Origin of the sequence: Pandoraea thiooxydans, from assembly GCF_001931675.1 — a bacterium.
Classification (GTDB): domain Bacteria; phylum Pseudomonadota; class Gammaproteobacteria; order Burkholderiales; family Burkholderiaceae; genus Pandoraea; species Pandoraea thiooxydans.
This window is the reverse complement of sequence record NZ_CP014839.1, coordinates 1,111,037-1,133,179: the sequence shown is the minus strand read 5'-3', so window position 1 is coordinate 1,133,179 and position 22,143 is coordinate 1,111,037. Positions and strand designations below refer to the sequence as shown.

The 22,143-nt window shown below is 60.4% G+C and carries 22 protein-coding genes and 1 tRNA gene; 6 read left to right on the top strand and 17 right to left on the bottom strand.

All coding sequences use genetic code 11. The features are described from left to right. Window positions 1–16: 16 nt before the first annotated feature. The 6 genes from pheS to PATSB16_RS05145 all read right to left on the bottom strand — a co-directional run bounded on the left by pheS (window position 17) and on the right by PATSB16_RS05145 (window position 4,609). Entirely contained in the window at window positions 17–1,030 is a 1,014-nt protein-coding gene (gene pheS, locus PATSB16_RS05170; RefSeq protein WP_047212958.1) for a phenylalanine--tRNA ligase subunit alpha, read from the bottom strand. 106 nt (window positions 1,031–1,136) lie between these two features. Next, a complete protein-coding gene (rplT, locus tag PATSB16_RS05165; RefSeq protein WP_047212956.1) occupies window positions 1,137–1,496 on the bottom strand; it encodes a 50S ribosomal protein L20 in 360 nt (119 codons plus the stop codon). A gap of 23 nt (window positions 1,497–1,519) precedes the next feature. Then, a complete protein-coding gene (gene rpmI / locus PATSB16_RS05160) occupies window positions 1,520–1,717 on the bottom strand; it encodes a 50S ribosomal protein L35 (RefSeq protein WP_047212955.1) in 198 nt (65 codons plus the stop codon). A gap of 127 nt (window positions 1,718–1,844) precedes the next feature. Further along, window positions 1,845–2,366: a translation initiation factor IF-3 gene (gene infC / locus PATSB16_RS05155; protein ID WP_072628609.1), complete on the bottom strand. Its 522-nt coding sequence runs from the start codon at window positions 2,364–2,366 to the stop codon at window positions 1,845–1,847. A gap of 50 nt (window positions 2,367–2,416) precedes the next feature. Next, the gene (thrS, locus tag PATSB16_RS05150) at window positions 2,417–4,324 is read right to left on the bottom strand and encodes a threonine--tRNA ligase (RefSeq protein ID WP_047212953.1); all 1,908 of its coding nucleotides are present in this window, start codon (window positions 4,322–4,324) and stop codon (window positions 2,417–2,419) included. 208 nt (window positions 4,325–4,532) lie between these two features. Beyond that, window positions 4,533–4,609 (bottom strand) — tRNA-Val (locus tag PATSB16_RS05145). A 241-nt stretch (window positions 4,610–4,850) separates the two neighbouring features. Here PATSB16_RS05145 and mutS point away from each other — a divergent pair. Next, window positions 4,851–7,511, top strand: a complete 2,661-nt coding sequence (mutS, locus tag PATSB16_RS05140; protein WP_047212951.1) for a DNA mismatch repair protein MutS — start codon at window positions 4,851–4,853, stop codon at window positions 7,509–7,511. Window positions 7,512–7,802: 291 nt separating this feature from the next. On the opposite strand, the gene PATSB16_RS05135 is transcribed toward mutS, so the two are convergent. Beyond that, complete coding sequence (locus PATSB16_RS05135; protein WP_047212950.1) at window positions 7,803–8,366, bottom strand: FKBP-type peptidyl-prolyl cis-trans isomerase; 564 nt, start codon at window positions 8,364–8,366, stop codon at window positions 7,803–7,805. A gap of 63 nt (window positions 8,367–8,429) precedes the next feature. Here PATSB16_RS05135 and PATSB16_RS05130 point away from each other — a divergent pair, with 63 nt between their 5' ends. The 3 genes from PATSB16_RS05130 to PATSB16_RS05120 all read left to right on the top strand — a co-directional run bounded on the left by PATSB16_RS05130 (window position 8,430) and on the right by PATSB16_RS05120 (window position 11,615). After that, on the top strand, window positions 8,430–9,602 hold the full coding sequence (locus PATSB16_RS05130) for a JmjC domain-containing protein (protein WP_047212948.1): 1,173 nt from the start codon (window positions 8,430–8,432) through the stop codon (window positions 9,600–9,602). A 280-nt stretch (window positions 9,603–9,882) separates the two neighbouring features. Further along, window positions 9,883–10,173 (top strand): hypothetical protein, encoded by a 291-nt coding sequence (locus PATSB16_RS05125; RefSeq protein WP_047212946.1) that lies wholly within the window; start codon window positions 9,883–9,885, stop codon window positions 10,171–10,173. Window positions 10,174–10,292: 119 nt separating this feature from the next. Continuing rightward, window positions 10,293–11,615 (top strand): IS4 family transposase, encoded by a 1,323-nt coding sequence (locus tag PATSB16_RS05120; RefSeq protein WP_047216276.1) that lies wholly within the window; start codon window positions 10,293–10,295, stop codon window positions 11,613–11,615. A 78-nt stretch (window positions 11,616–11,693) separates the two neighbouring features. Here PATSB16_RS05120 and PATSB16_RS05115 read toward each other — a convergent pair whose 3' ends face one another. From PATSB16_RS05115 to PATSB16_RS05070, 10 genes are all read right to left on the bottom strand, one after another. Next, entirely contained in the window at window positions 11,694–12,464 is a 771-nt protein-coding gene (locus PATSB16_RS05115) for an MBL fold metallo-hydrolase (protein ID WP_047212944.1), read from the bottom strand. An 8-nt stretch (window positions 12,465–12,472) separates the two neighbouring features. Further along, window positions 12,473–13,609, bottom strand: coding sequence for an outer membrane protein assembly factor BamC (bamC, locus tag PATSB16_RS05110; RefSeq protein ID WP_047212942.1), 1,137 nt, complete (start codon window positions 13,607–13,609; stop codon window positions 12,473–12,475). A gap of 37 nt (window positions 13,610–13,646) precedes the next feature. After that, window positions 13,647–14,546 (bottom strand): 4-hydroxy-tetrahydrodipicolinate synthase, encoded by a 900-nt coding sequence (gene dapA / locus PATSB16_RS05105; RefSeq protein WP_047212941.1) that lies wholly within the window; start codon window positions 14,544–14,546, stop codon window positions 13,647–13,649. Window positions 14,547–14,589: 43 nt separating this feature from the next. Further along, the gene (locus PATSB16_RS05100; protein ID WP_047212939.1) at window positions 14,590–15,168 is read right to left on the bottom strand and encodes a class I SAM-dependent methyltransferase; all 579 of its coding nucleotides are present in this window, start codon (window positions 15,166–15,168) and stop codon (window positions 14,590–14,592) included. Window position 15,169: 1 nt separating this feature from the next. Continuing rightward, entirely contained in the window at window positions 15,170–16,372 is a 1,203-nt protein-coding gene (locus PATSB16_RS05095) for a tryptophan--tRNA ligase (protein WP_047212938.1), read from the bottom strand. A 9-nt stretch (window positions 16,373–16,381) separates the two neighbouring features. Further along, window positions 16,382–17,050: a site-2 protease family protein gene (locus tag PATSB16_RS05090; protein WP_047212936.1), complete on the bottom strand. Its 669-nt coding sequence runs from the start codon at window positions 17,048–17,050 to the stop codon at window positions 16,382–16,384. Between the two features lie 61 nt (window positions 17,051–17,111). Continuing rightward, window positions 17,112–17,741: an L-threonylcarbamoyladenylate synthase gene (locus PATSB16_RS05085; protein ID WP_047212934.1), complete on the bottom strand. Its 630-nt coding sequence runs from the start codon at window positions 17,739–17,741 to the stop codon at window positions 17,112–17,114. A gap of 65 nt (window positions 17,742–17,806) precedes the next feature. After that, window positions 17,807–18,640, bottom strand: a complete 834-nt coding sequence (locus PATSB16_RS05080) for a 3',5'-nucleoside bisphosphate phosphatase (RefSeq protein WP_047212933.1) — start codon at window positions 18,638–18,640, stop codon at window positions 17,807–17,809. Window positions 18,641–18,704: 64 nt separating this feature from the next. After that, window positions 18,705–19,592, bottom strand: coding sequence for an alpha/beta fold hydrolase (locus PATSB16_RS05075; protein WP_047212932.1), 888 nt, complete (start codon window positions 19,590–19,592; stop codon window positions 18,705–18,707). Window positions 19,593–19,682: 90 nt separating this feature from the next. Continuing rightward, entirely contained in the window at window positions 19,683–20,531 is an 849-nt protein-coding gene (locus PATSB16_RS05070; protein WP_047212931.1) for a ferritin-like domain-containing protein, read from the bottom strand. 41 nt (window positions 20,532–20,572) lie between these two features. On the opposite strand from PATSB16_RS05070, the gene PATSB16_RS05065 reads away from it, so the two are divergent. Then, window positions 20,573–21,097 (top strand): gamma carbonic anhydrase family protein, encoded by a 525-nt coding sequence (locus tag PATSB16_RS05065; protein ID WP_047212929.1) that lies wholly within the window; start codon window positions 20,573–20,575, stop codon window positions 21,095–21,097. 61 nt (window positions 21,098–21,158) lie between these two features. Then, entirely contained in the window at window positions 21,159–22,100 is a 942-nt protein-coding gene (hslO, locus tag PATSB16_RS05060; protein ID WP_047212928.1) for an Hsp33 family molecular chaperone HslO, read from the top strand. Window positions 22,101–22,143 lie beyond the last annotated feature (43 nt).

Below are 22,143 nucleotides of genomic sequence, written 5' to 3'. Positions count from 1 at the left end.
TTGTTGAAGCAGCCTTTTATGCAAATTGGCGCAGGAAGCGCAGATCGTTTTCGTAGAACAGGCGCAGGTCATCGACGCCATAGCGCAACATCGCCAGACGCTCCAGACCGCTGCCGAAGGCAAAACCGATGTACCGCTCGGGGTCGAGTCCCATGTTGCGCACAACGTTCGGATGAACCTGGCCAGACCCGGAAATTTCCAACCATTTCCCCGCATTTTTCCCTGTCTCGAACGTCATATCGATTTCTGCCGACGGCTCGGTAAATGGGAAATAGGAGGGGCGGAATCGAACGCGGATGTCGTCCCGCTCAAAGAACTGCCGCAGAAAATCAGTGTATACGCCCTTCAGGTCGGCGAAGCTGATGTTCTCGTCAATCCACAGTCCTTCGACTTGATGGAACATCGGCGAATGCGTCGCATCGCTGTCAACGCGATATGTACGCCCCGGCGCGATAACCTTGATCGGCGGACGATGCATCCGCGCATAGCGCACCTGCATCGGACTTGTATGAGTCCTCAACAGCAATGGCTTGCCCGTCTCATCGCTGCCATCGACGTAAAAAGTGTCTTGCATCGAGCGAGCCGGGTGGTTTTCCGGGCTGTTCAACGCAGTGAAGTTATACCAATCGGTTTCGATCTCCGGGCCGTCGGCCACGTCGAAACCGATCGAGTGAAAGATCTTTTCCACCCGCTCCCAGGTGGTCAACACCGGGTGAAGCGTACCGCGCGATTGCCCACGCCCCGGCAGCGTCACGTCGATGGCCTCGGCGGCCAGGCGAACATTCATCAGCTCATCGTTCAACGCCTGACGACGGGCCTGCAAGGCGGCCTCGACCTGTTGCTTGGCCGCGTTGATGCGCGCCCCTTCCGCTTTGCGCTGCTCCGCGTCAAGCTTGCCCAGTCCCTTGAGTAATTCGGTCAGTTGCCCGGATTTTCCGAGAAAACGCGCCTTTTCATTTTCAAGGGACGCGGCATCCAGGGCAGCGGCAAAGGCTCGCTGCGCTTCGCTTACGATGTGTTCCAGATCCATAAGGGCTCGGAGGTTGAGCAAATCGAATGTCGAAAACAAAAGGGGGCTCGGTGAGAGCCCCCTTAGGCGGCGGCGCCAAATTCTGGCGCTGCTCAAAATACAGCATTTACGCTGCGACGGCGGCCTTCACCTGATTGACAATCGCCGCAAAGGCAGCCTTGTCCGTGACAGCCATATCCGCCAGCACCTTGCGGTCAAGCTCGATCGACGCCTTTTTCAAGCCATTGATGAACACGCTGTAGGTCATGCCATGCTCACGCACACCCGCGTTGATCCGCGTAATCCACAGTGCGCGGAAGACACGCTTCTTGTTGCGGCGATCGCGATAGGCATATTGCCCGGCGCGCATGACAGCTTGCTTGGCAATGCGGAATACGTTGTTGCGGCGACCGCGGTACCCCTTGGCGGCAGCAATGATCTTTTTATGACGGGCCCGCGCTGTGACCCCACGTTTGACTCGAGGCATGTTTTTCTCCTATCGGTCGGGGTTTAAGCGAACGGCATCATTGCGCGCACGGATTTCACGTTGGACTCGTGAACTTCCGCAGAACCGCGCAGGTGGCGTTTGTTCTTGGTGGTTTTTTTGGTAAGGATGTGGCGCTTGAAGGCTTGACCGCGCTTGACGGTTCCGCCCGGACGCACCACAAAGCGCTTGGATGCGCTTTTCTTGGTTTTCATCTTCGGCATGAAAAACTCCAGTTTTGACATGATCACAGGTGTGCCGCGAACAGCGACCCTTGACTGACCTGCTCTCACTTATGTGGGGCTGATGCCCCTGCTTGTCTCACCGCGGATTCCTCCGCGATGACACGATTCACTTCTTCCTTTTGGGCGCGAGCACCATGATCATCTGGCGCCCTTCCATCTTGGGCATTTGCTCGACCTGCCCAATTTCGTCGAGATCCGCACGCAAGCGTTCCAGCACGCGCATGCCGATCTCCTGGTGAGCCATTTCGCGCCCGCGAAAACGTAACGTTATCTTGGTCTTGTCACCCTCGTCCAAGAAACGCTGTAGATTGCGCAACTTAACCTGGTAGTCACCCTCGTCTGTCCCAGGACGGAATTTGACTTCCTTGATCTGGATGACCTTTTGCTTGAGCTTGGCCTCGTGCGCCTTCTTGGATTCCTGGTATTTGAATTTACCGTAATCCATCAGCCGACACACCGGCGGTTGCGCCTGCGGCGCAATCTCGACCAAATCCAGATCGCCTTCCTCGGACATCCGGAAGGCTTCAGCCAGTTTAACGACGCCGATCGGTTCCCCGTCGACCCCAACTAGACGCACTTCCGGCGCGGTAATTTCGCCGTTGATGCGATGCGACTTCTCCGTAGCGATGTTACGTTTCCTTTAAAAATACAAAAAATTAGCCGCGCTTCTCGGTGGCATTATTGAAAAGCTTCACACTCTTGAATGAAGCGTTCTGATAACGCGGATAAGGGTAGAGTCCCCAAGTCCACACCGCCACGAGCCCGAACGGCTACCACGTTGGCATCGCGCTCTTTGTCACCAACGACAAGCAAATACGGTACCTTTTGCAGCGCGTGCTCGCGTATTTTATAGCTAATTTTCTCATTGCGCAAATCGGCCCGAACTCTAAACCCTTGTTTTTTCAACGTTTGAGTTACCTGCTGGGCATATTCGGCTTGATTTTCCGCAATATTCAGCACGATAGCCTGTTCCGGCGCGAGCCAAAGGGGCAATGCACCAGCATGGTGCTCAATCAGAATGCCGATGAACCGCTCCAACGACCCAAGAATGGCTCGGTGCAGCATCACCGGTCGCTTGCGAGCATTATCTTCGGCCACATACTCGGCGTTCAGTCGCTCCGGCATCGAAAAATCGACTTGCATCGTTCCGCATTGCCATTGGCGACCGATCGCATCTTTAAGGGTGTACTCGATCTTCGGTCCGTAAAATGCCCCATCGCCCTCCGCGATCTCGAATTCACAGCCCGAGCGACGCAGCGATTCCATCAAGGCAAACTCCGCCTTATCCCAGCCCGCATCGGTTCCCACCCGCTTGGGAGGACGCGTCGCGACTTTATAGATGATCTCCGAAAAGCCGAAATCCTTATAAACGCGCTGCAGCAACGACGTGTAGTTCACGCACTCGTCGAGAATTTGATCTTCGGTGCAGAAAATATGGCCGTCATCCTGGGTAAAGCCGCGCACCCGCATCAATCCATGCAGCGCGCCGGACGGCTCGTTGCGATGACACTGACCGAATTCGCCATAGCGCAGCGGCAAATCCCGATAGCTGTGCAGGGTGGCGTTGAAGATCTGCACATGTCCCGGACAATTCATCGGCTTGAGCGCATAGTGGCGATTTTCCGACTCCGTGGTGAACATGTTCTCTTTGTAGTTCTCCCAGTGCCCGGATTTTTCCCACAAGGCGCGATCGAGAATCTGCGGTGCCTTGACCTCCTGATAGCCGTTGTCGCGGTAAATGCGCCGCATATACTGCTCGACTTCCTGCCAAATCGTCCACCCCTTCGGATGCCAGAAGATCAGGCCAGGCGCTTCCTCCTGGAAATGAAACAGATCGAGCGACCGACCGAGCTTGCGGTGATCGCGCTTTTCCGCCTCTTCGAGCATATGCAGGTAGGCATCCTGATCTTCCTTCTTCGCCCATGCCGTGCCATAAATGCGCTGCAACTGCTCATTATTCGAGTCACCGCGCCAATAAGCGCCGGCGACCTTCATCAACTTGAAAACCTTCAGCTTGCCGGTGGATGGAACGTGCGGGCCCCGGCACAAATCGACAAATTGCCCCTCCCGGTACAACCCGATCTCCTGCTCGGCCGGAATCGACGCGATGATCTCCGCCTTGTACTTTTCACCCATTGAATTGAACAAGGCGACCGCGTCGTCACGATTCCACACTTCGCGCACGACCGGCTCGTCTCGTTTGGCCAGTTCGTGCATTTTCTGCTCGATCGCCGCGAGGTCCTCCGGCGTGAAAGGCCGATGAAAGGAAAAATCGTAGTAAAAGCCGTTTTCGATCACCGGCCCGATGGTGACTTGCGCCTCCGGATAGAGCGCCTTCACGGCGTAAGCGAGCAAGTGAGCCGTCGAATGGCGGATGACGTCAAGGCCGTCCGGGTCACGCTCGGTAACAATCGCCAGATCGACATCCTGATCGAGCAAGTAGGACGTATCGACCAACCTGCCGTCGACCTTGCCAGCCAAGGCGGCCTTGGCCAGCCCTGGGCCAATCGATGCAGCGACTTGCGCTACCGTGACCGGTTGATCAAACTGGCGCTGCGAACCATCAGGCAAACGAACAGAAACCATGCGGCGACCCCTTTTTTTGCAAAGCCCCTCATCGGGCAAATTCAATGGGCGAAAAAAATGCGGCCTCGACGTATGCCGAGGCCGCATTTGCTTGCTTTTCTTGAGACGAAAAACACCCCGACTAACGTCGCGCCTTCACCTCGGTAAAAGTTCGCGCTGTCATAACCTGGATGCCTTCCTAAATTCTTACAGAAAAACGTGTGTTCGTTGGTAGGCTCGATTGGACTCGAACCAACGACCCCCACCATGTCAAGGTGGTGCTCTAACCAGCTGAGCTACGAGCCTATTTCAAGAGAACGCGATTGTAGCACGGCATTTTAAAAATCAACAAGCACCAAAACCATTAAAAGTAAATCTTCGCGCCGGAGCCTCAAGCTGCGCGCCACTGCGTCAGTTCAGCGGGGTTCCGGCGGCACTCGGAGCGTGGGGTTCGGCTCGCAGGTGAAATCCACTAACGCATGTGTGCTAAATTTTGCCTGGCAAATTTGCGTTAAGCGTCCGCTTGGGACGCCTCTGAGAGGAATGAATGGCCGTATCACCCAAGGCAGCTGCCGATCGCGATAGCACCCTCGATAACCACACGCCGATGATGCAGCAATACCTGCGCATCAAGGCCGATCATCCCGACACGCTCGTGTTTTATCGCATGGGCGATTTCTACGAATTGTTCTTCGACGATGCGGAAAAAGCATCTCGCCTGCTCGACCTCACGCTGACCGCACGCGGCGCCTCTGCCGGCACGCCGATCAAGATGGCCGGGGTGCCGCATCACGCGGCAGAGCAATACCTCGCCAAACTGGTCAAACTCGGCGAATCGGTCGCAATCTGCGAACAGATCGGAGACCCGGCCACCGCCAAAGGCCCGGTCGAGCGAAAGGTGGTCAGGGTCGTCACGCCTGGCACGCTGACCGACGCGGCACTGTTGTCCGACAAGGTCGACCAATACCTGCTGGCGCTATACGCGCAGCCGGCGCGCAAGGCGGGAGCCCCCAAACTTGGGCTCGCCTGGCTCAATCTGGCCGGCGGTGAATTGCGCCTGCTCGATGTTGCGCCGGATCGTCTGGAGCGTGAGTTCGAGCGCATTCGTCCTGCCGAGACGCTCGTAGCGGACAGCCAGATTGATGCCGTCAAAGGGCTCGCTCACGGCGCTCTGACGCGACTACCGGACTGGCATTTCGACATCACCGCGGGAACCCAACGCCTGTGCGATCAACTGGGGGTAACGCAGCTAAGCGCCTTCGGGTGCGATGGCCTTGCCCCAGCCCTCGGCGCGGTCGGCGCACTGCTCCAATACGCTGCGGCGACTCAGGGGCAGTCACTGCGGCACGTGCAAAAATTGATCGTCGAGCGCGAGTCTGCGTACATCGGCCTGGACAGCGCCACGCGCCGCAACCTCGAACTCACGGAAACCCTGCGCGGCACGGATTCGCCGACGCTGCTCTCGCTGCTCGATACCTGCAGCACCACCATGGGCAGCCGGCTATTGCGCCACTGGTTGCATCATCCCTGGCGCGATCAGCAAATCCCGCGCGCGCGCCAGCAAGCCATCGGCGTGCTGACCGACGATGCATCCGGTGCCGTCTGGCGGCCGTTGCGCAATGAATTGCGCCGCATCGCCGATGTCGAGCGCATCACCGCCCGGCTGGCACTGTTATCGGCCAGACCGCGAGATCTATCGAGCCTGCGCGACTCGTTGCAGCAGTTGCCACAGTTGCAGGCCGCCTTGGCTCCGGCGCAAGGTGGAGCAGCGCATTTGCTCGACACCCTTTATGCCGAGCTGGCGGCGCCCGAAGCGTGCGTCGACATGCTGGCCCGCGCGATCGCTGCCGAGCCTGCCGCGATACTGCGCGACGGCGGCGTCATCGCGCGAGGCTTCGACGCCGAGCTCGATGAATTGCGGGACATTTCCGAAAACTGCGGACAGTTCTTGGTCGATCTGGAGGCGCGCGAGCGAGCGCGCACCGGCATCCCCAATCTGCGCGTCGAATACAACAAGGTTCACGGCTTTTATATCGAGGTCACGCGCGGTCAAACCGACAAGGTGCCGGACGACTATCGGCGTCGCCAAACGCTCAAAAACGCGGAGCGCTACATCACGCCGGAACTCAAGACCTTCGAGGACAAGGCGCTATCGGCTCAGGAGCGCTCCCTGGCGCGCGAGAAGATGTTATACGACGCGCTGCTGCAATCGTTGTTGCCCCATATCGCGGATTGCCAGCGCATTGCCGCCGCACTGGCCCAGCTGGATGTGCTGTGCACGCTGGCCGAGCGCGCCGGCGCGCTGCGCTGGGTAGCGCCAACCCTGAGCGACGAGCCGGCGCTCTCGATCATTCAAGGCAGGCACCCGGTGGTGGAAAATCAAGTCGAGCGCTTTATCGCCAATGATTGCCAACTGGACTCGGCGCGCAAATTGCTGCTGATCACCGGCCCCAACATGGGCGGCAAATCGACTTTCATGCGCCAGACTGCGCTGATTGCATTGCTCGCCTATGTCGGCAGCTACGTTCCCGCCGACCAGGCGACCTTCGGTCCGCTCGACGCTATCTATACGCGCATCGGCGCAGCCGACGACCTGGCTGGCGGCCGTTCGACCTTCATGGTCGAAATGACGGAGTCGGCCGCGATTTTGCACAATGCGACCGAACAAAGTCTGGTCCTGATGGACGAAATCGGGCGCGGCACATCGACCTTCGACGGTTTGGCGCTGGCGTGGGCGATCGCGCGTCAGCTATTGACACACAATCGCTGCTTCACGCTTTTCGCCACCCATTATTTCGAGCTGACTCAATTGCCCGAGGAATTCCCGCAGGCGGCCAATGTCCATCTCGATGCCATCGAACACGGCGACGGCATTGTGTTCCTGCACGCAGTACAGGACGGACCGGCTAGCCAGAGCTACGGATTGCAGGTCGCGCAGTTGGCCGGAGTTCCACCTGCCGTGATTCGGGCCGCGCGCAAACATCTGGCCGCGCTCGAGCAGCAATCGCTCAACACCGCAGCGCCGCAGATGGATCTGTTTGCCACGCCGCACTTCGACGCCATCGAAGCGACTCCTGTCACGCCTGCACCCAGCGCGGCGCAACAGGCCATTCTGGACCGCATCGAGGCAATCGACCCGGATAATCTCCGTCCGCGCGAGGCGCTTGAGGCGCTATACGAGCTGCGCAGCCTGCTGGACAAGACCTAGGACGCCGCGACCGCGATCACTTCGTGGAGCCCGGCGGCAAACCTCACGCCGATGGGCAACAGCTTTGCCGCCTGCAAAAAAATTGGCCGCTTGCATCAAGCGGCCAATTCTGATGTCACCTCAGCGACGTACCAGCTCATTGCGGACAACGTCCGCGCCCTTGCGTCAGAGCTCGTCAGCCGTTGCAAGCCAACCACCCCGAACACGCGCGCCTGCGTGGGCGCGACGAGCGCAGCGTGCCAGACATGCCGGCTTGCGCACAGTCAAACGTCGGACGCAGCCCCGGAATTATCAGTGCAGGATGCGCGGCGTCCCATCACGATCATCTTGCTCGCCGTCGGCCTCACCCTGATCGTCCTCGTCGAGAACTTCGAGTCCGCTCGCACCATGTGCGTGCTCATGCTCGATTTCGTCCTCGGTAGCTTCCCGGACGTCAGTGACCTTGAGAGAAAATCTCAATGCCATACCCGCCAGCGGGTGGTTGCCGTCAAGCACAACTTTGTCGTCGGCCACGTCGGTCACCGTGTAGATCAGGATCTGCGCCTCATCGTCGCCGTCTTCGGGCGATCCCTCGAACTGCATGCCGACTTCCAGCGGCTCGGGAAAACGGCCGCGCTCCTCGACCTTGATCAGTTCGGGATCATAATCGCCAAATGCATCCTCGGGCTCCAACTGCAGCTGCGCCTCAAACCCGATATCCTGGCCATCCAGCGCTTCCTCGATTTTCGGGAACGTGCCATCATAGCCGCCATGCAAATAAACCATCGGTTCGTCGCCACTTTCCTCGATCAGATTGCCTTGGGCATCTGACAGCGTGTACGCCACCGACACGACGGTATTTTTTTCAATCTTCATCAAACTCTCCGGAAAACAGCCCACATTATACGGGAGCCTATCTGACGGCTCCTTTGTACTCGCATGAAAAGATCCTTGCAACCACCCTCGCTGCTCGGCGGCCTCTCGCCAACCGAATTCATGCGGCGCTACTGGCACCGCCAACCGCTGCTGATTCGCCAGGCGATTCCCGGCTTCGCGCCATTGCTGGACCGCGCCGCACTGCTCGCGCTGGCGACCCGGGACGACGTCGAGTCCCGTCTGATCCGGAAGGTCCGACAACACTGGACGCTATCGAGCGGGCCGTTCGAGGCATCCGAGCTACCAAGCGCACGCGCGCGTCAATGGACGCTCCTGCTGCAGGGAGTGAATCTGCATCACGATGGCGCACGCGCGCTGCTGGATCAGTTCCGCTTCGTGCCGGACGCGCGGCTGGATGATCTCATGATCAGCTACGCCACCGACGGCGGCGGCGTCGGGCCGCACTTCGATTCGTACGACGTATTCCTGTTGCAGGCGCACGGGACCCGCCGATGGCGCATTTCCGCCCAACAGGATCACACGCTCATCGACGGCTTGCCGTTGAAAATACTGAAAAACTTCAAGGCAGAACAGGAATGGGATCTGACCCCCGGCGACATGCTCTACCTGCCGCCAGGCTATGCACACGACGGCGTCGCGCTAGGTGAATGCATGACCTATTCGATCGGCTTCCGGGCACCGACCAATCGCGAGATACTGCAAAACTTTCTCTATTTTCTGGCTGAAAATACTGACGAACTACCGCTTGGCCGCGCGTTTGAAGGGCGTTACGCCGACCCCTGGCAACCGTCTGTCGCACACCCGGCACGCCTGCCAGACCAAATGATCGATCACATCGCCGCACAGTTGGCGAGAGTCCGATGGCGCCGGCAGGACATCGCCCGCTTCCTCGGGCAATGGTTGAGCGAACCCAAACCCCAGGTCTATTTCACGCCGCCGGAGTCACCCATGGCGCGGGGCTCCTTTGTGCGTCGCGCTCGCGCGCACGGCGTCGTGCTGGCGCGTCAAAGTCAATGCCTGTATGAGAAAGGCCAGTCATTTATCAACGGGGAAATTCAACCGCTGCCCGGCATCGTGCAAAAGTGGTTTCGCCGATTGGCCGACACTCGCCGACTGAGTCAGGCCGATTGCGCAAAGCTGCCGGCGCCGCCCGCGCCAGACTGGGACATTCTGTACGAATGGTATTGCGCCGGATGGATCGAACTCAGTCCCTAAACGTCCAGTCGGTGAGCTTTTCCGTGGTTCGGAAACCGGGCCTGCTAGCGCACATCCATCAGCGCGATTCCATAGGTAAAACGAAGAAAAAAAAGCAACGAATGCGGGGAAATATCATCGACGGCATATATGAAACCCCCTATAATTTCCCGCCAAGCCACCTGCAGAACTAGGGTAATCCACAATTGCCGACGCGCAAGCAGCTGGCCTTACGCTGACCAAGCGTATCCCAAGTCATTGCATATTTTTTCGTTTGTCTACACTATAAAAGGACGTGATCATGAAAAAGTCTCTGCTCGTCGCTGCGTTGCTGGCGTTGACCCTGACTGCTTGCGGTAAGAAAGAGGAACAACCGGCGGCCGACAACACCGCTGCCAGCGCAGCCGCTGCTGCCGCTTCGGAAGCCAGCTCTGCTGCCTCCGCTGCTGGCGCCGCAGCCAGCGATGCCGCTTCGGCCGCTGGTGCAGCTGCCAAAGATGCCGCTTCGGACGTGAGCGCTGCCGCATCGTCGGCAGCTTCTGCTGCCGGCGCCGCCGTCGACGCAGCGAAAGACGCTGTCAAGAAGCAGTAATTGGGCTTCTGATAAAAAGCCGGCTTAGGCCGTAATGCCGTTCAGTTAAGAGCTGAACGGCATTTTTGTTTTGGGGTTGGAGTTGTAAACGGGGCGGCAAGCTGTTAACTTTGGTCGCGATGCTGAGCGACCACCTGAACTTCGTGCTGGATGCCACGCCTGCCGACCTGAGTCGGCTGGGCGCGCATCTTCCGCAGGAATGGATTGAGCAAGCGATTGAGGCTACGGGCACAGCAAGCATTCGCCGTCGGCGCTTGCCTGCCGAGCAAGTGGTTTGGCTCGTGATCGCGCTAGCGATCTACCGCCACTGGTCAATCAGCGAGGTAGTCGACAGCCTTGATCTGGTATTACCTAACGAAGCGACGTTTGTGAGCAAGAGCGCTGTGACCCAGGCTCGGCAACGCCTGGGCGATGCGCCGATGGCTTGGTTGTTCGAACGGACCGCACGAGCCTGGTGCCAGCAAGACGCTGCACGCTACGCCTTCAAGGGGCTGAGTCTGTGGGCCATGGATGGCACGACGCTGCGCGTCCCGGACAGTGCCGAGAATCGAGAGCATTTCGGTGCGCAAGGCTATGCCAGCGGCAAAGTGGCGAGCTATCCGCAGGTGCGAGCCGTGACGCTGACTTCGGTGCCGACCCACCTCGTCTCGAATATCGCGTTCGGTCGCTACGACACGAATGAGATGCTTTATGCCAAGCAATTGCTGGGGCAGATCCCGGATCACTCGCTGACGGTCTTCGACAAGGGCTTTCTGTCTGCAGAGATCCTGTGCGGCCTGACTGCGGGCAAGCGCAACCGCCACTTCCTGATTCCTGCCAAAGCCAATACGCGCTGGGAAGTGGTATCAGGTAAGCCCGAAGATGCCTTGGTGCGCATGCGCGTCTCACCACAGGCGCGGCAGAAGTGCCCTGAGCTACCTGAATGGTGGATGGCACGTGCGATTCGCGTGGCCGATGCGGGCGGCCGCGAGCGGGTGCTACTGACTTCGTTGACCGACCGACGCCGCTTCAAGGCGGCCGACCTGGATGCTTGCTACGAGCGCCGCTGGCAGGTCGAAACCAGCTACCGCGAACTCAAACAATCTATGCTCGGTAGCGAGCTGACGCTACGTAGCCGAACCGTCGAAGGTGTCTACCAGGAAATCTGGGGCGCTTTGATCGCCTACAACCTGATTCGCCGCGAAATGGCCAGCGCGGCCTTCGAGGCCAGGTGCGAACCAACCGAACTCAGCTTCGTGCGCTCCTTCCACCTTATCCAGCACGAGATGATGTGGGCCGCTCGCACGCCGGCGCTTGCCAAGCTTCCCGCAGTTCTTAAACGTCTGCGTGAGCACCTCAAGCGGCTCATCAACGAAAAACGACCCGACCGCAAATGCGATCGGGTCGTCAAATCGCGACCCCTCCGCTACACCGTTCGGTACCTACAAAAAGACCTTAACTGAACGGCATTACGGCTTAGGCCGGCTTTTTTTATTTCTATCGATGCGCCATTTCGCTGGCGACGCGGGTGGCGATGATTTTCACGCGTCCTGCCATGTGAACCCCTCCTCCTGCGTAGCGACGAGGATTTCGTCCGGCACCTCACCAATCGCCTCGGCAAGGGCCATGCGCGCGAGCATCGGCGAGTTATTTTGTTGGCTCAAATGAGCCGCAACGATGCGTTTCAAGCGGCCGCGTTCGACCGATCGCAATATGTTCGCCGCGCTGTCATTGGCCAGGTGCCCATAGTCGCCGCCAATGCGAGCCTTGAGCGACGGCGGATACTTACTGCCAGCCAGCATCTCTCGATCATGGTTACACTCGAGCACCAAGGCAGTACAGCCTCCGAGCACTTCGATCAGGTGAGGCGTCGCGCTGCCGGCATCGGTCAATACGCCCAGCCGGCTGCGTCCATCCGAAAAAACGAACTGGAGCGGCTCGCGGGCATCGTGAGGGACGGTGTAGGGCAGCGCTTGAAGAGCGCCAACGACCACTGGCTGCTCCGAACGGCACCAACCGACTTCCAGGTCCGAAGCAAGCGAGCAGGCTTGCCCTGTGCCCCAGCTCATGTAAATCGGGATACGGTATTTGCGCGCCAATGCTGCTGCGCCGCCGATATGATCGGCATGCTCGTGAGTCACGAAAATGGCGTCGAGCGAATCGGCGCTCAACGCCAACCTTGCCAGACGACGCTCGGCTTCGCGCACGGAAAAACCACAATCGAGCAAAACACGCGTGGTCGAGACGCCGTCGTGCGCCTCGACCACCAGGGCGTTGCCTTCGCTACCGCTCCCCAGACTGGCGAACCGCACGGTTCGCCTTACTGCAACTGAGCGCTCAGGACGCCAATGATGTTTTTCGCAATCTCCGAGGTGTCGATATTGCCGTTCGGATCAAGCACATAAACGCGCGTCTGGTCGTTGCTTTCGCCTCGTACATTCACGTTGTATTGGCGCGGCTCCTTGCTCTGCTGAATCTGCTTCGAGTGGAACAGGCTGTAGAAGAAGCCGTTGTCCTTGTGCAACGCCGCAGGATCGACATAACGGACCTGGTAGAGGCCTTTTTGGCGGTCGCTGCTGGTCACAGTGAAATTGGCCCGATCCAACGCTACGCCGACACGGACCCATGCGCGGTCATACGGCTCGTTGATATCCAGATACGTTTTGTCGGCCGCATTGATCACACGCGTCGCGGGTGCGGCCGGCGCGGCGGCCTGCACCTCGCTCTTGGCGGCTTCGGCGGTCGCGCCCAGACGCTGCATCAGCTTGGTCAGGAAAATCGCTTCGAGGCCGGGATCGCTCGGCGCCGGCTCCCACTTCGTCGTGTCTTTCTGGGAGTTCGTGTAAACCTCGACCATTCGACTGTGGGTGATGAACACGTCGGTCGTTCCATCCGGGCCACGCTCGACGCGCGTACGGAAACGATCGCGCACGCCCGTCGAATACAAGCCATCGATCACCTTGCCGAGCAGGTTACGGATGAAATCCTGAGGAATCTTGGCCCGGTTCTCTTCCCAGCCCGTTTCCATCACACCGGTATCCGGAGAATCGAGCGTCAGCACGAAACCTTGCTCCTGCCAGAACTGGCGAAGCGTCGGCCACAGATCTCCCGGCGCCTGATGAACCACCAGCCAGCGCTCGTTGCCGTCGCGCACGACCTTCATACCAGGCACTTCAGGCAATACCTGCACTTTCGGCTGCGCGGCCACAACCTTTTCCTTTTTCTCGTAGCTTGACAGTGAGGTCGCCCCACCAATCGGTGCAGCCGGCGTCGCGGCCAGCGATGACAGATCCGGAGGCACCGCCAGCGAAGGGCCGGTCTCGGCGGATTTGTAATCGACTCGATCGGATTGCAGCGCGGAGTTCAGCGAACTGCACCCGGCGACAAGCGTTACGGCGGCAAAGGCGGCCCACGTCAATACAGGCCGGACAACGGAAAGACGGACAATTCGTTTCATGAGTCGCTAAGGAAGATTGAGCAAGGCCGCTTATGGATCAGGACAGAACAGCGCTCTCGCGCAGTGCCGTCAGCACCGCGTCGTGATACGGTTTGGCCAGAGGAGTGAGCGGTAACCGGATACCGCCCTGGATTTTACCCATTTGTTGAAGCGCCCATTTCACGGGAATGGGGTTGGGTTCGACAAACATCGCACGATGCAGGTTCAGCAACTTGAAGTGCATGTCGCGCGCCGCCACCGCGTCGCCGCGCATCGCCGCCTCGCATAGCTCGTGCATCGCGCGGGGCGCCACATTGGCAGTGACCGAGATATTGCCCTTGCCCCCCATGAGCATCAGCATGACCGCCGTCAGGTCATCGCCGCTATACACGGCGAAATGCTCGGGCGCATCCTTGATCAATTGGGCGCCACGGTCGAGGTTGCCGGTAGCGTCCTTCACGCCGACGATGCCCGGCACCTGCGCCAGGCGCAGCAGCGTTTCGTTGCTGGCATCGGCAACCGTGCGGCCCGGAACGTTGTAGAGGATGACCGGCAGGTCGACGTGCTCCGCGATCGAGCGGAAATGCCGATAAATGCCTTCCTGGGTCGGCTTGTTGTAGTAAGGAACGACCTGCAGCGTGGCATCGGCGCCGACCTTGCGAGCGTATTCGGTCAACTCGATCGCCTCGGCAGTCGAGTTGCCGCCGGTACCGGCAATGATCGGCACCCGCTTGGCGGCCTGGTCCACCGCCAGCTTGACCAGCTCGCAGTGCTCCTCGACAGAGACCGTGGGCGATTCGCCTGAGGTGCCGACGATCACGATACCGTCAGTGCCTTCGGCGATATGCCAGTCGATCAGTTTTCGCAGCGCGTCGTGATCCAGGCTTGCTTCCTGGTCATCCTTCATCGGCGTGGCGATGGCGACGATACTTCCTCGAATGGGGCTGGCGGGTGTCATGATTTATCTGAAAAAACAGGCGAGAAATGCAGATTGTAGCGGATTACGGACGCAGCTCGTAGCAGCATGCATCCGCGCTCGCTGAATTCACCGCGCAGATGCGCTGCACGCAGGCCTGGCGCGGCGCTTCGAGGCGTCCATCCTCATAGGCAATGACCCGCAATTTGCCATCGACCGCGGCAAGCAATTCGCCGGGGTGCAACAGAAAATCAGGATTGGCCGGCCGGCCGAACCGCTCGTTACCCTGCGCGAACGTCTCATAAAGCAGCACACCGCCCGGGGCAACACAGTCAATCAGGCGCGGCAGCAGCGGACGGAACAGATAGTTCGTGACCAGCACCGCATCGAACTGTGCCGTAGCGTCCAGCGGCCAGCCTCCCGACTCGATATCGGCGCAGATGGCCCGCGCCATGGCAGGCAGCTCCGCCAGCGCCGCCGCGTCGCGATCGATCGCCGTCACCGGGTGGCCCAACGCAGCAAAGTACCGCGCGTGTCGCCCGCGCCCGCAGGCCACGTCGAGAACTCGGCCGCCGGCCGGCACCGCGTGGGCCCATCTCACTACCCAGGCGGAAGGATCGGCCGTCATCATGGGCGGCGCAGCAGATGGCATGCTGGGAGGCATGTCAGGAATACGACAGCCCCATGGCCTCGCGGACGTCACGCATGATCTCTTGCGCGGACCGACGGGCCTTGTCGCAGCCGTCGGCAACGATCGCCCGCAACAAGGTCGGGTCGTCCATATACTTCTGCGCGCGTTCGAGCATCGGTTGCTGCTCGCGCAAAATGCCGTCGATCACCGGCTGCTTGCACTCCAGGCAGCCGATACCGGCGCTGCGGCATCCCTTGTCGGCCCAGGCGCGAGTCGCCTCGTCGGAATAAACCTCGTGCAGTTGCCACACCGGGCATTTATCCGGATCGCCCGGATCGGTACGCCGCACGCGCGCCGGATCGGTCGGCATGGTGCGAACCTTCTTCGTGATGGTTTCCTTGTCCTCGCGCAGGCCGATGGTGTTGCCATACGACTTCGACATTTTCTGTCCATCCAGCCCCGGCATCCGCGAGGCTTTCGTCAGCAGCGCCTGGGGCTCGGCCAGAATCAGTTTGCGAGCGCCTTCCAGGTAGCCGAACAACCGCTCGCGATCGCCCATGCTCAGCGACTGCGATTCCGACAGCAACGCCTGCGCCTGCTCCAGGGCTTCGTCATTGCCTTGCTCCTGATAGGCGGTGCGCAGTTCAAGATAGAGCTTGGCGCGCTTGCTGCCCAGCTTCTTCGCGGCTTCGAGCGACTTCTCCTCGAAACCCTGCTCGCGGCCATACAGGTAGTTGAAACGCCGCGCGATTTCGCGCGTCATCTCGACGTGAGGCACCTGGTCCTCGCCGACCGGCACATGCACCGCGCGATACAGAAGGATGTCGGCAGACATCAGCACCGGGTAACCCAGGAAGCCATAAGTCGACAGATCCTTGTCCTTGAGCTTTTCGATCTGCTCCTTATAGGTCGGTACCCGCTCGAGCCAGCCCAGCGGCGTGCTCATCCCCAGCAGCAACGCCAGTTCGGCATGCTCGGGCACTTTGCTCTGAATGAACAGGGTCGCCTGGTTGGGGTCGATCCCCGCGGCCAGCCAATCGGTCAGTACATCCCATACGTTTTTCTCGATGACCTCCGGCGTCTCGTAGTGGGTGGTCAGCGCATGCCAGTCGACCACGCAGAAGAAGCAAGGATATTCGGATTGCAGCTTGACCCAGTTCTTCAAGACACCGTGGTAATGACCCAAGTGCAGGCTGCCGGTCGGGCGCATGCCCGAGAAAACGCGTTCGGGGTACATGATTTTGATTTACGAAAGCAGCGTTAAAAGTGGAGAAAGAATCATTCGAATCAGGAAGCGCCCTGTGTCGATGAGCGGCCATAACCACAGGTTGCCCAACACGCCGCTGACCACCAGCGCCAGGACGATGAAAAATCCGTAAGGCTCCAAGCGGTCGAGGTAGTACGCGTAGCGCGGCGGCAGCAGGCTAGTCAAAACCCGCCCGCCATCGAGCGGAGGAATCGGAAACAGGTTGAAGGCGCACAGCACCAGGTTGACGATAATCCCGGCCGAAGCCATATCGATGAAGAAAGGTTCGTGCACACCGGCTGCCTGGATCAGCACGGCCGCCAGCGCCCACAGCACGGCCTGAACGAAATTGCAGGCCGGCCCGGCCAACGCCACCCACAGCGTATCCCAGCGCGGGTTGCGCAGCCCCCGGAAATTGACTGGCACCGGTTTGGCATAACCGAAGAGAAACGTGCCGCCGGTGGCGAAATACAAAAATAGCGGTACCGCGATCGTACCCAGCGGATCGACATGCTTGAGCGGGTTGAGCGTCACCCGCCCCATCAGATACGCCGTCGGATCGCCAAAATGCTTCGCCACGTAACCGTGCGCGGCTTCGTGCAGCGTAATGGCGAACAGGATGGGCAGCGCGTAGACCGCGATTGCCTGGATCAGGGAGGATGAGTTCATAGCGCGCTATTGTAACAAGCCAGCAGCACGCGCCATCGATTATTCGCTCGCGCGCGGCGCGTCACGCGCTGATTCCGAAAGGCTCGACCGGTCCGCGTCCGGCCCGCACCAGCACCGGCACCTCGCCGGTCAGGTCGATCACGGTCGACGGTTCGAGCGGACAAGCGCCGCCGTCGACTACCAATTCGACCTGATGCTCCAGTCGCGACCGGATTTCCTCCGCATCGTTGAGCGGGTCCTGCTCACCCGGCATGATCAGCGTCGAGGCGAGCAGCGGCTGCCCCAATTCGGTCAACAGCGCCAATGTGATCGCATGGTCCGGCACGCGCAACCCGATCGTCTTGCGCGACGGGTGCGATAACCGCCGCGGCACCTCCTTGGTCGCCTCCAGAATGAATACATAGGGCCCCGGCGTCACCGCCTTGATCAGGCGATATTGCCGGTTGTCCACCTGGGCAAAGCTGGCGAGTTCCGAGAGATCCCTCACCAGCAGCGACAGATGATGCTTTTCGTCGATGCCGCGAATCCGGCGCAAACGGTCGGCCGCAGCCTTGTCATCGAGATGGCAAGCCAATGCGTAACTGGAGTCGGTGGGTAATGCGACGACCCCGCCCTGGTCGATAATCTGCGCGGCTTGCCGAATCAGGCGCGTTTGCGGATTGTCGGGATGAATCTGAAAGAATTGTGACATCAGGCATCAAGGAAAAAAGCACCGTTGCCGAGTACGGCGGCCGGGAGCTCCCGCCGGCGCATCGACTAGACCCAACGCTGCCAAACAGGAACGAGCCCCTCCGGCAGGGCGGGCAATCGACCAATGCTCGCACGTCCGTCGGTCAGGCCGTGAAAATCGGAACCGCGCGATGCCAGCAGATCGAGACGGCGGGCCACGTCGGCGTAATAACGGTACTGCTCCGGCGAGTGGCTGCCGGTGACGACTTCGATGCCTTCGCCACCCAGCGCCTTGAATTCGTCGAACAGCGCCTGGAACTCCAGCGCAGAATATCTGTAACGCCCCGGGTGGGCGATCACCGCGACCCCGCCCGCGCCGCGGATCCATGTCACGGCATCCTCCAGCGTCGCCCAGCGATGCGGCACATAGCCAGGCCGTCCCTCAACCAGGTAATGCCCGAAAACATCGCGCACCGAGTCGCCCTTGCCGATTTCGACCAGATAGCGGGCGAAATGGGTACGCGAAATCAAGTCCGGATTGCCAACGTAGCGCAACGCCCCTTCATAGGCGCCCGGGATGCCCACGGCGGCAAGCCCGTCGGCCATCTGTTCGGCGCGGCGCTGGCGTCCGGCGCGGGTGCGTGCCAGACCGTCGATCAGGTCGGCGTTTGCAGGATCGATCGCCAGCCCCACGATGTGCACCGTGCGCTCGGCCCACGTCACCGAAATTTCCACGCCGTCGATATAGCGCATGCCCAGCGCCTTGGCCGCAGCGCGTGCCCGGGCTTGGCCGCCAATCTCGTCGTGATCGGTCAGGGACCACAACTCGACGCCGCCATCCGCGGCATGGCGCGCGACCTCCTCCGGCGGCAGAGTGCCGTCGGAAACGGTCGAATGGCAATGAAGATCAGCGTTGAGCATGGGGCGTATGCGGGAGATAGATTTTCATTTTACCGCAGACGCCATTCCTGCGACGGCGGCCGCTTCAGTGACGGCAGAACTCGTCGATCAGCCTCGCCAGTACTTCGGGTTGGTCGTGGTGCACCATGTGCCCGGCGTCGTCGAGAAACACTTCACGAAAATCCGGAAAGGCCTGAAAACGGGCGCGAAACGATTCGATCGACTCCCGTCGCGCCAGAAAGCGCAAGGTCTCCGAATCGCGGGCCTCGACATGCAGCACGGGCGCGGTGACCTGACGCCAGACTGCCATGATCTCGTCGAGCCGGTACAGGAAAGGATTGGCAATTTTATGAGCAGGATCGCCAAGGATCTCCCAGTCACCCGCATCGGTCTGACGCGACCAGTGTGGCGCCAGAAACTCCGCACGCGCCTGCGAAAGGCGCGGGTTGTTCTTGCGCAAACGCGCAACCACGTCGGCCAGCGAAGCGTAGCGCTTCAATTGCGGCGGCTCGCGCATTTCGTCGAGCCACCGGGCAAATTGCCCGGCCGCCTGCTCCGGAACCGTCGCAGGCAGGCCGAAGCCCTCCAGGTCGACGACACGGCGTACCCGTGCAGGACGGATGCCGGCGTACAGGCAAACCACATTGGCGCCCATACTGTGCCCCACCAGATCGACTGCCTCTGCCGGGGCGTAATGATCCAGCAAAGCCTCCAGGTCAGCAAGATAATCGGGAAACCAGTAACACCCCGCGTTACCATGCGTCGCCGGCCAATCGGTCTGCCCAAAGCCGCGCCAATCCGGCGCAATCAACTGCCAGTCATCGGGCAGCGCGTCCGCCAAAAATTGGAACGAGGCCGCCACGTCCATCCAACCGTGCAGCAGGAACAACTTGGGCCCGGTCGACGGTCCCCAGCGTCGGACGTGATAGCGCAAACCGCGCACGTCGACAAACTCAGAGCAGGAAGTTTTCATCGCAAAGAAAAAAGAATGACCGTTCGATTATATCGGAGATGACACTTCCACGCTGCACGTCGGCCGCCTTCATCGGCGACATCAAATATTTCAGGCCGCGGGGGATTGAGTGGTCTGCATCAGCGCGGCCAGCTCGGCCTCGTCGAAGCCTGCGGCGCGGCGTGCCTTCAGATTGAACGGTCCTTTGAGGTGCGGTGCCTGATAACGCTGCGCCAGCTCGCGATAAGCTTCGAGCGGGTCGAGTCCCTGCTGCGTGCAACACCAGCGATACCAGCGGTTGCCGACGGCCACGTGGCCAATTTCGTCGCGCAGAATGATGTCGAGGATGTTCGCCGCACGCCGATCGCCGGCTTGCCACAGCTTGGCGCGGATCGGCGGGCTTGCGTCAAGTCCCCGAGCCTCCAGGGTGCGCGGCACCAGGGCCAATCGTGCCAACAGGTTGCCTGACGTCTTCTGCGCCATTTCCCACAGTCCGTTATGCGCCGGAAAATCGCCGTACCGGTAACCCATGCCGGCCAAATGATCCGTCAGCAAAGTGAAGTGATAGGCCTCCTCGGCCGCGACCCGCAGCCAATCCGCGTAAAAGGCATCGGGAAGCCCGGCAAAGCGCCACACCGCGTCGAGCGCCAGATTGATCGCATTGAATTCGATATGAGCCAGCGCGTGGATCAGCGCCGCGCGACCGGCATCGGTATGCATCGCGCGCCGCTCCAGCGCGCGCGGCGACACAAGCTCAGGTTGCGATGGTCGCCCCGGAATGCCTGGCGGCTCGGGCAACTCGAGCGCGGCCGAGACCCCGGCACCACCATCGCGCACCAGCGCACCAAGCTCACGCGCCGCGCGCGCCTTGGCGAACGGATCGGTCGTCAGCAGAATGTCTAGCGCGGCGCGGCGCGCGCACAATGGCATTGCGCCAGGTGAAGAAGTCTTTGGGTTCATGACGGTACAATAATGACTTGTAACATTTTAGCGGGCCTCATATGCCAATCTACAAACTCGGAGACAACGTGCCACAAATTCACGAAAGTGCATTTGTGGCGGATACCGCCACCATCATCGGCAAAGTGACGCTGGCCGAAAATACCAGCATCTGGCCCAGCGCAGTGGCACGCGGCGACAACGAGCCGGTTTCCATCGGCGCGGGCAGCAACGTTCAGGATGGCAGCATCCTGCACACCGATCCCGGCTTCCCGCTGACCATCGGCGAAAACGTGACAGTCGGCCATCAGGTCATGCTACACGGCTGCACGATCGGCGACGGAGCGCTGATCGGCATTCAGGCGGTGGTCTTGAACGGCGCGGTTATCGGGAAAAACTGCCTGGTCGGTGCTGGCGCATTGGTTACCGAGGGCAAGGTATTTCCAGATAACTCCCTGATTCTGGGTTCGCCCGCCAAAGTGGTGAGGCAGCTGACCGAAGAAGATCGGCAGCGCATGATGGCCGCCACTCAGAGTTACTCCACACGGCGTCAATTCTTCAAGGAAAAGCTGGTCAGAATCGGCTGATCGCTCTTTTTCTCATCGACGCCGCGGGGGGCTCGCCCCTTTATCGCAGGAATCCCATTCAGTGTCCGACCAACTCAAGAAATTCGTATTCGACGCCGCGCCGGTGCGCGGCGAAATCGTGAATCTGCGTACGACGTGGCGAACCGTGCTGCAGAATCACGATTATCCGGCGCCCGTGCGCACGCTCCTGGGCGAAATGATGGCCGCCGCCGCGCTTCTGTCGGCCAATCTCAAATTCGACGGCGCCCTGATCATGCAAATCCACGGCGACGGTCCGGTACAGATGCTGGTGGTCGAGTGCAACTCGGACCTCACGATGCGTGCCACGGCCAAATATTCGCCCGACCTGCCCGCCAGTCCGACCCTGGCGCAAATGGTCAATGCCAATGGCAACGGACGTTTCGCCATCACGCTCGACCCGCACGACAAGCGCCCCGGCCAGCAGGCCTACCAAGGCATCGTCCCGCTGGCCGACGAAGACGGACCGCTCGAAGACATGGCGGCAGTTCTGCGGCATTACATGCTGCATTCCGAGCAGCTCGATACGCATCTCTGGCTGGCCGCAGATGAGCAACAAGCGGTTGGCGTCATGTTGCAGCGTCTGCCCGGCGAGGGGGGCGGCGATGCACGCGCTGTCGCCCAGGAGGCCGAGGATACCTGGGAGCGCGCATGCCACCTGGGTGCGACGCTCAAGCGCGACGAATTGCTCTCGGTATCCGCCGACGATCTGTTGCACCGTCTCTTCTGGCAGGAGGACGTGCGGGTGTTCGAACCGCTGCCGACCCGTTTTCGTTGCACATGCTCACGCCGCGGCGTGGGCAACATGTTGCGCATGCTCGGCTGGGAGGAAGTCAAAAGCGTTCTGGACGAGCGCGAGAAAATTGATATCGACTGCGAGTATTGCCGCCAGCACTATACGTTCGACGCGGTCGATGCGGCGCAACTTTTCGCGGGCGACAAGTTCTCAGCCGATGTGACCGCTGCTCCATCGCAGCGGCATTGAGCAACGCCAGTATCGGGCCGATGCTCCGGAAGCTACCAGTCGG

Bases quoted from the DNA above. Each gene is read 5' to 3' on its own strand.
- PATSB16_RS05090 (WP_047212936.1), bottom strand. From the start codon at position 17,050: ATGAACTCATCCTCCCTGATCCAGGCAATCGCGGTCTACGCGCTGCCC.
- rplT (WP_047212956.1), bottom strand. From the start codon at position 1,496: ATGCCTCGAGTCAAACGTGGGGTCACAGCGCGGGCCCGTCATAAAAAG.
- thrS (WP_047212953.1), bottom strand. From the start codon at position 4,324: ATGGTTTCTGTTCGTTTGCCTGATGGTTCGCAGCGCCAGTTTGATCAA.
- dapA (WP_047212941.1), bottom strand. From the start codon at position 14,546: ATGACACCCGCCAGCCCCATTCGAGGAAGTATCGTCGCCATCGCCACG.
- PATSB16_RS05120 (WP_047216276.1), top strand. From the start codon at position 10,293: ATGCTGAGCGACCACCTGAACTTCGTGCTGGATGCCACGCCTGCCGAC.
- bamC (WP_047212942.1), bottom strand. From the start codon at position 13,609: ATGAAACGAATTGTCCGTCTTTCCGTTGTCCGGCCTGTATTGACGTGG.
- PATSB16_RS05075 (WP_047212932.1), bottom strand. From the start codon at position 19,592: ATGAAAACTTCCTGCTCTGAGTTTGTCGACGTGCGCGGTTTGCGCTAT.
- PATSB16_RS05065 (WP_047212929.1), top strand. From the start codon at position 20,573: ATGCCAATCTACAAACTCGGAGACAACGTGCCACAAATTCACGAAAGT.
- rpmI (WP_047212955.1), bottom strand. From the start codon at position 1,717: ATGCCGAAGATGAAAACCAAGAAAAGCGCATCCAAGCGCTTTGTGGTG.
- pheS (WP_047212958.1), bottom strand. From the start codon at position 1,030: ATGGATCTGGAACACATCGTAAGCGAAGCGCAGCGAGCCTTTGCCGCT.
- mutS (WP_047212951.1), top strand. From the start codon at position 4,851: ATGGCCGTATCACCCAAGGCAGCTGCCGATCGCGATAGCACCCTCGAT.
- PATSB16_RS05070 (WP_047212931.1), bottom strand. From the start codon at position 20,531: ATGAACCCAAAGACTTCTTCACCTGGCGCAATGCCATTGTGCGCGCGC.
- PATSB16_RS05085 (WP_047212934.1), bottom strand. From the start codon at position 17,741: ATGTCACAATTCTTTCAGATTCATCCCGACAATCCGCAAACGCGCCTG.
- PATSB16_RS05100 (WP_047212939.1), bottom strand. From the start codon at position 15,168: ATGCCTCCCAGCATGCCATCTGCTGCGCCGCCCATGATGACGGCCGAT.
- PATSB16_RS05125 (WP_047212946.1), top strand. From the start codon at position 9,883: ATGAAAAAGTCTCTGCTCGTCGCTGCGTTGCTGGCGTTGACCCTGACT.
- PATSB16_RS05080 (WP_047212933.1), bottom strand. From the start codon at position 18,640: ATGCTCAACGCTGATCTTCATTGCCATTCGACCGTTTCCGACGGCACT.
- PATSB16_RS05095 (WP_047212938.1), bottom strand. From the start codon at position 16,372: ATGTACCCCGAACGCGTTTTCTCGGGCATGCGCCCGACCGGCAGCCTG.
- PATSB16_RS05130 (WP_047212948.1), top strand. From the start codon at position 8,430: ATGAAAAGATCCTTGCAACCACCCTCGCTGCTCGGCGGCCTCTCGCCA.
- PATSB16_RS05135 (WP_047212950.1), bottom strand. From the start codon at position 8,366: ATGAAGATTGAAAAAAATACCGTCGTGTCGGTGGCGTACACGCTGTCA.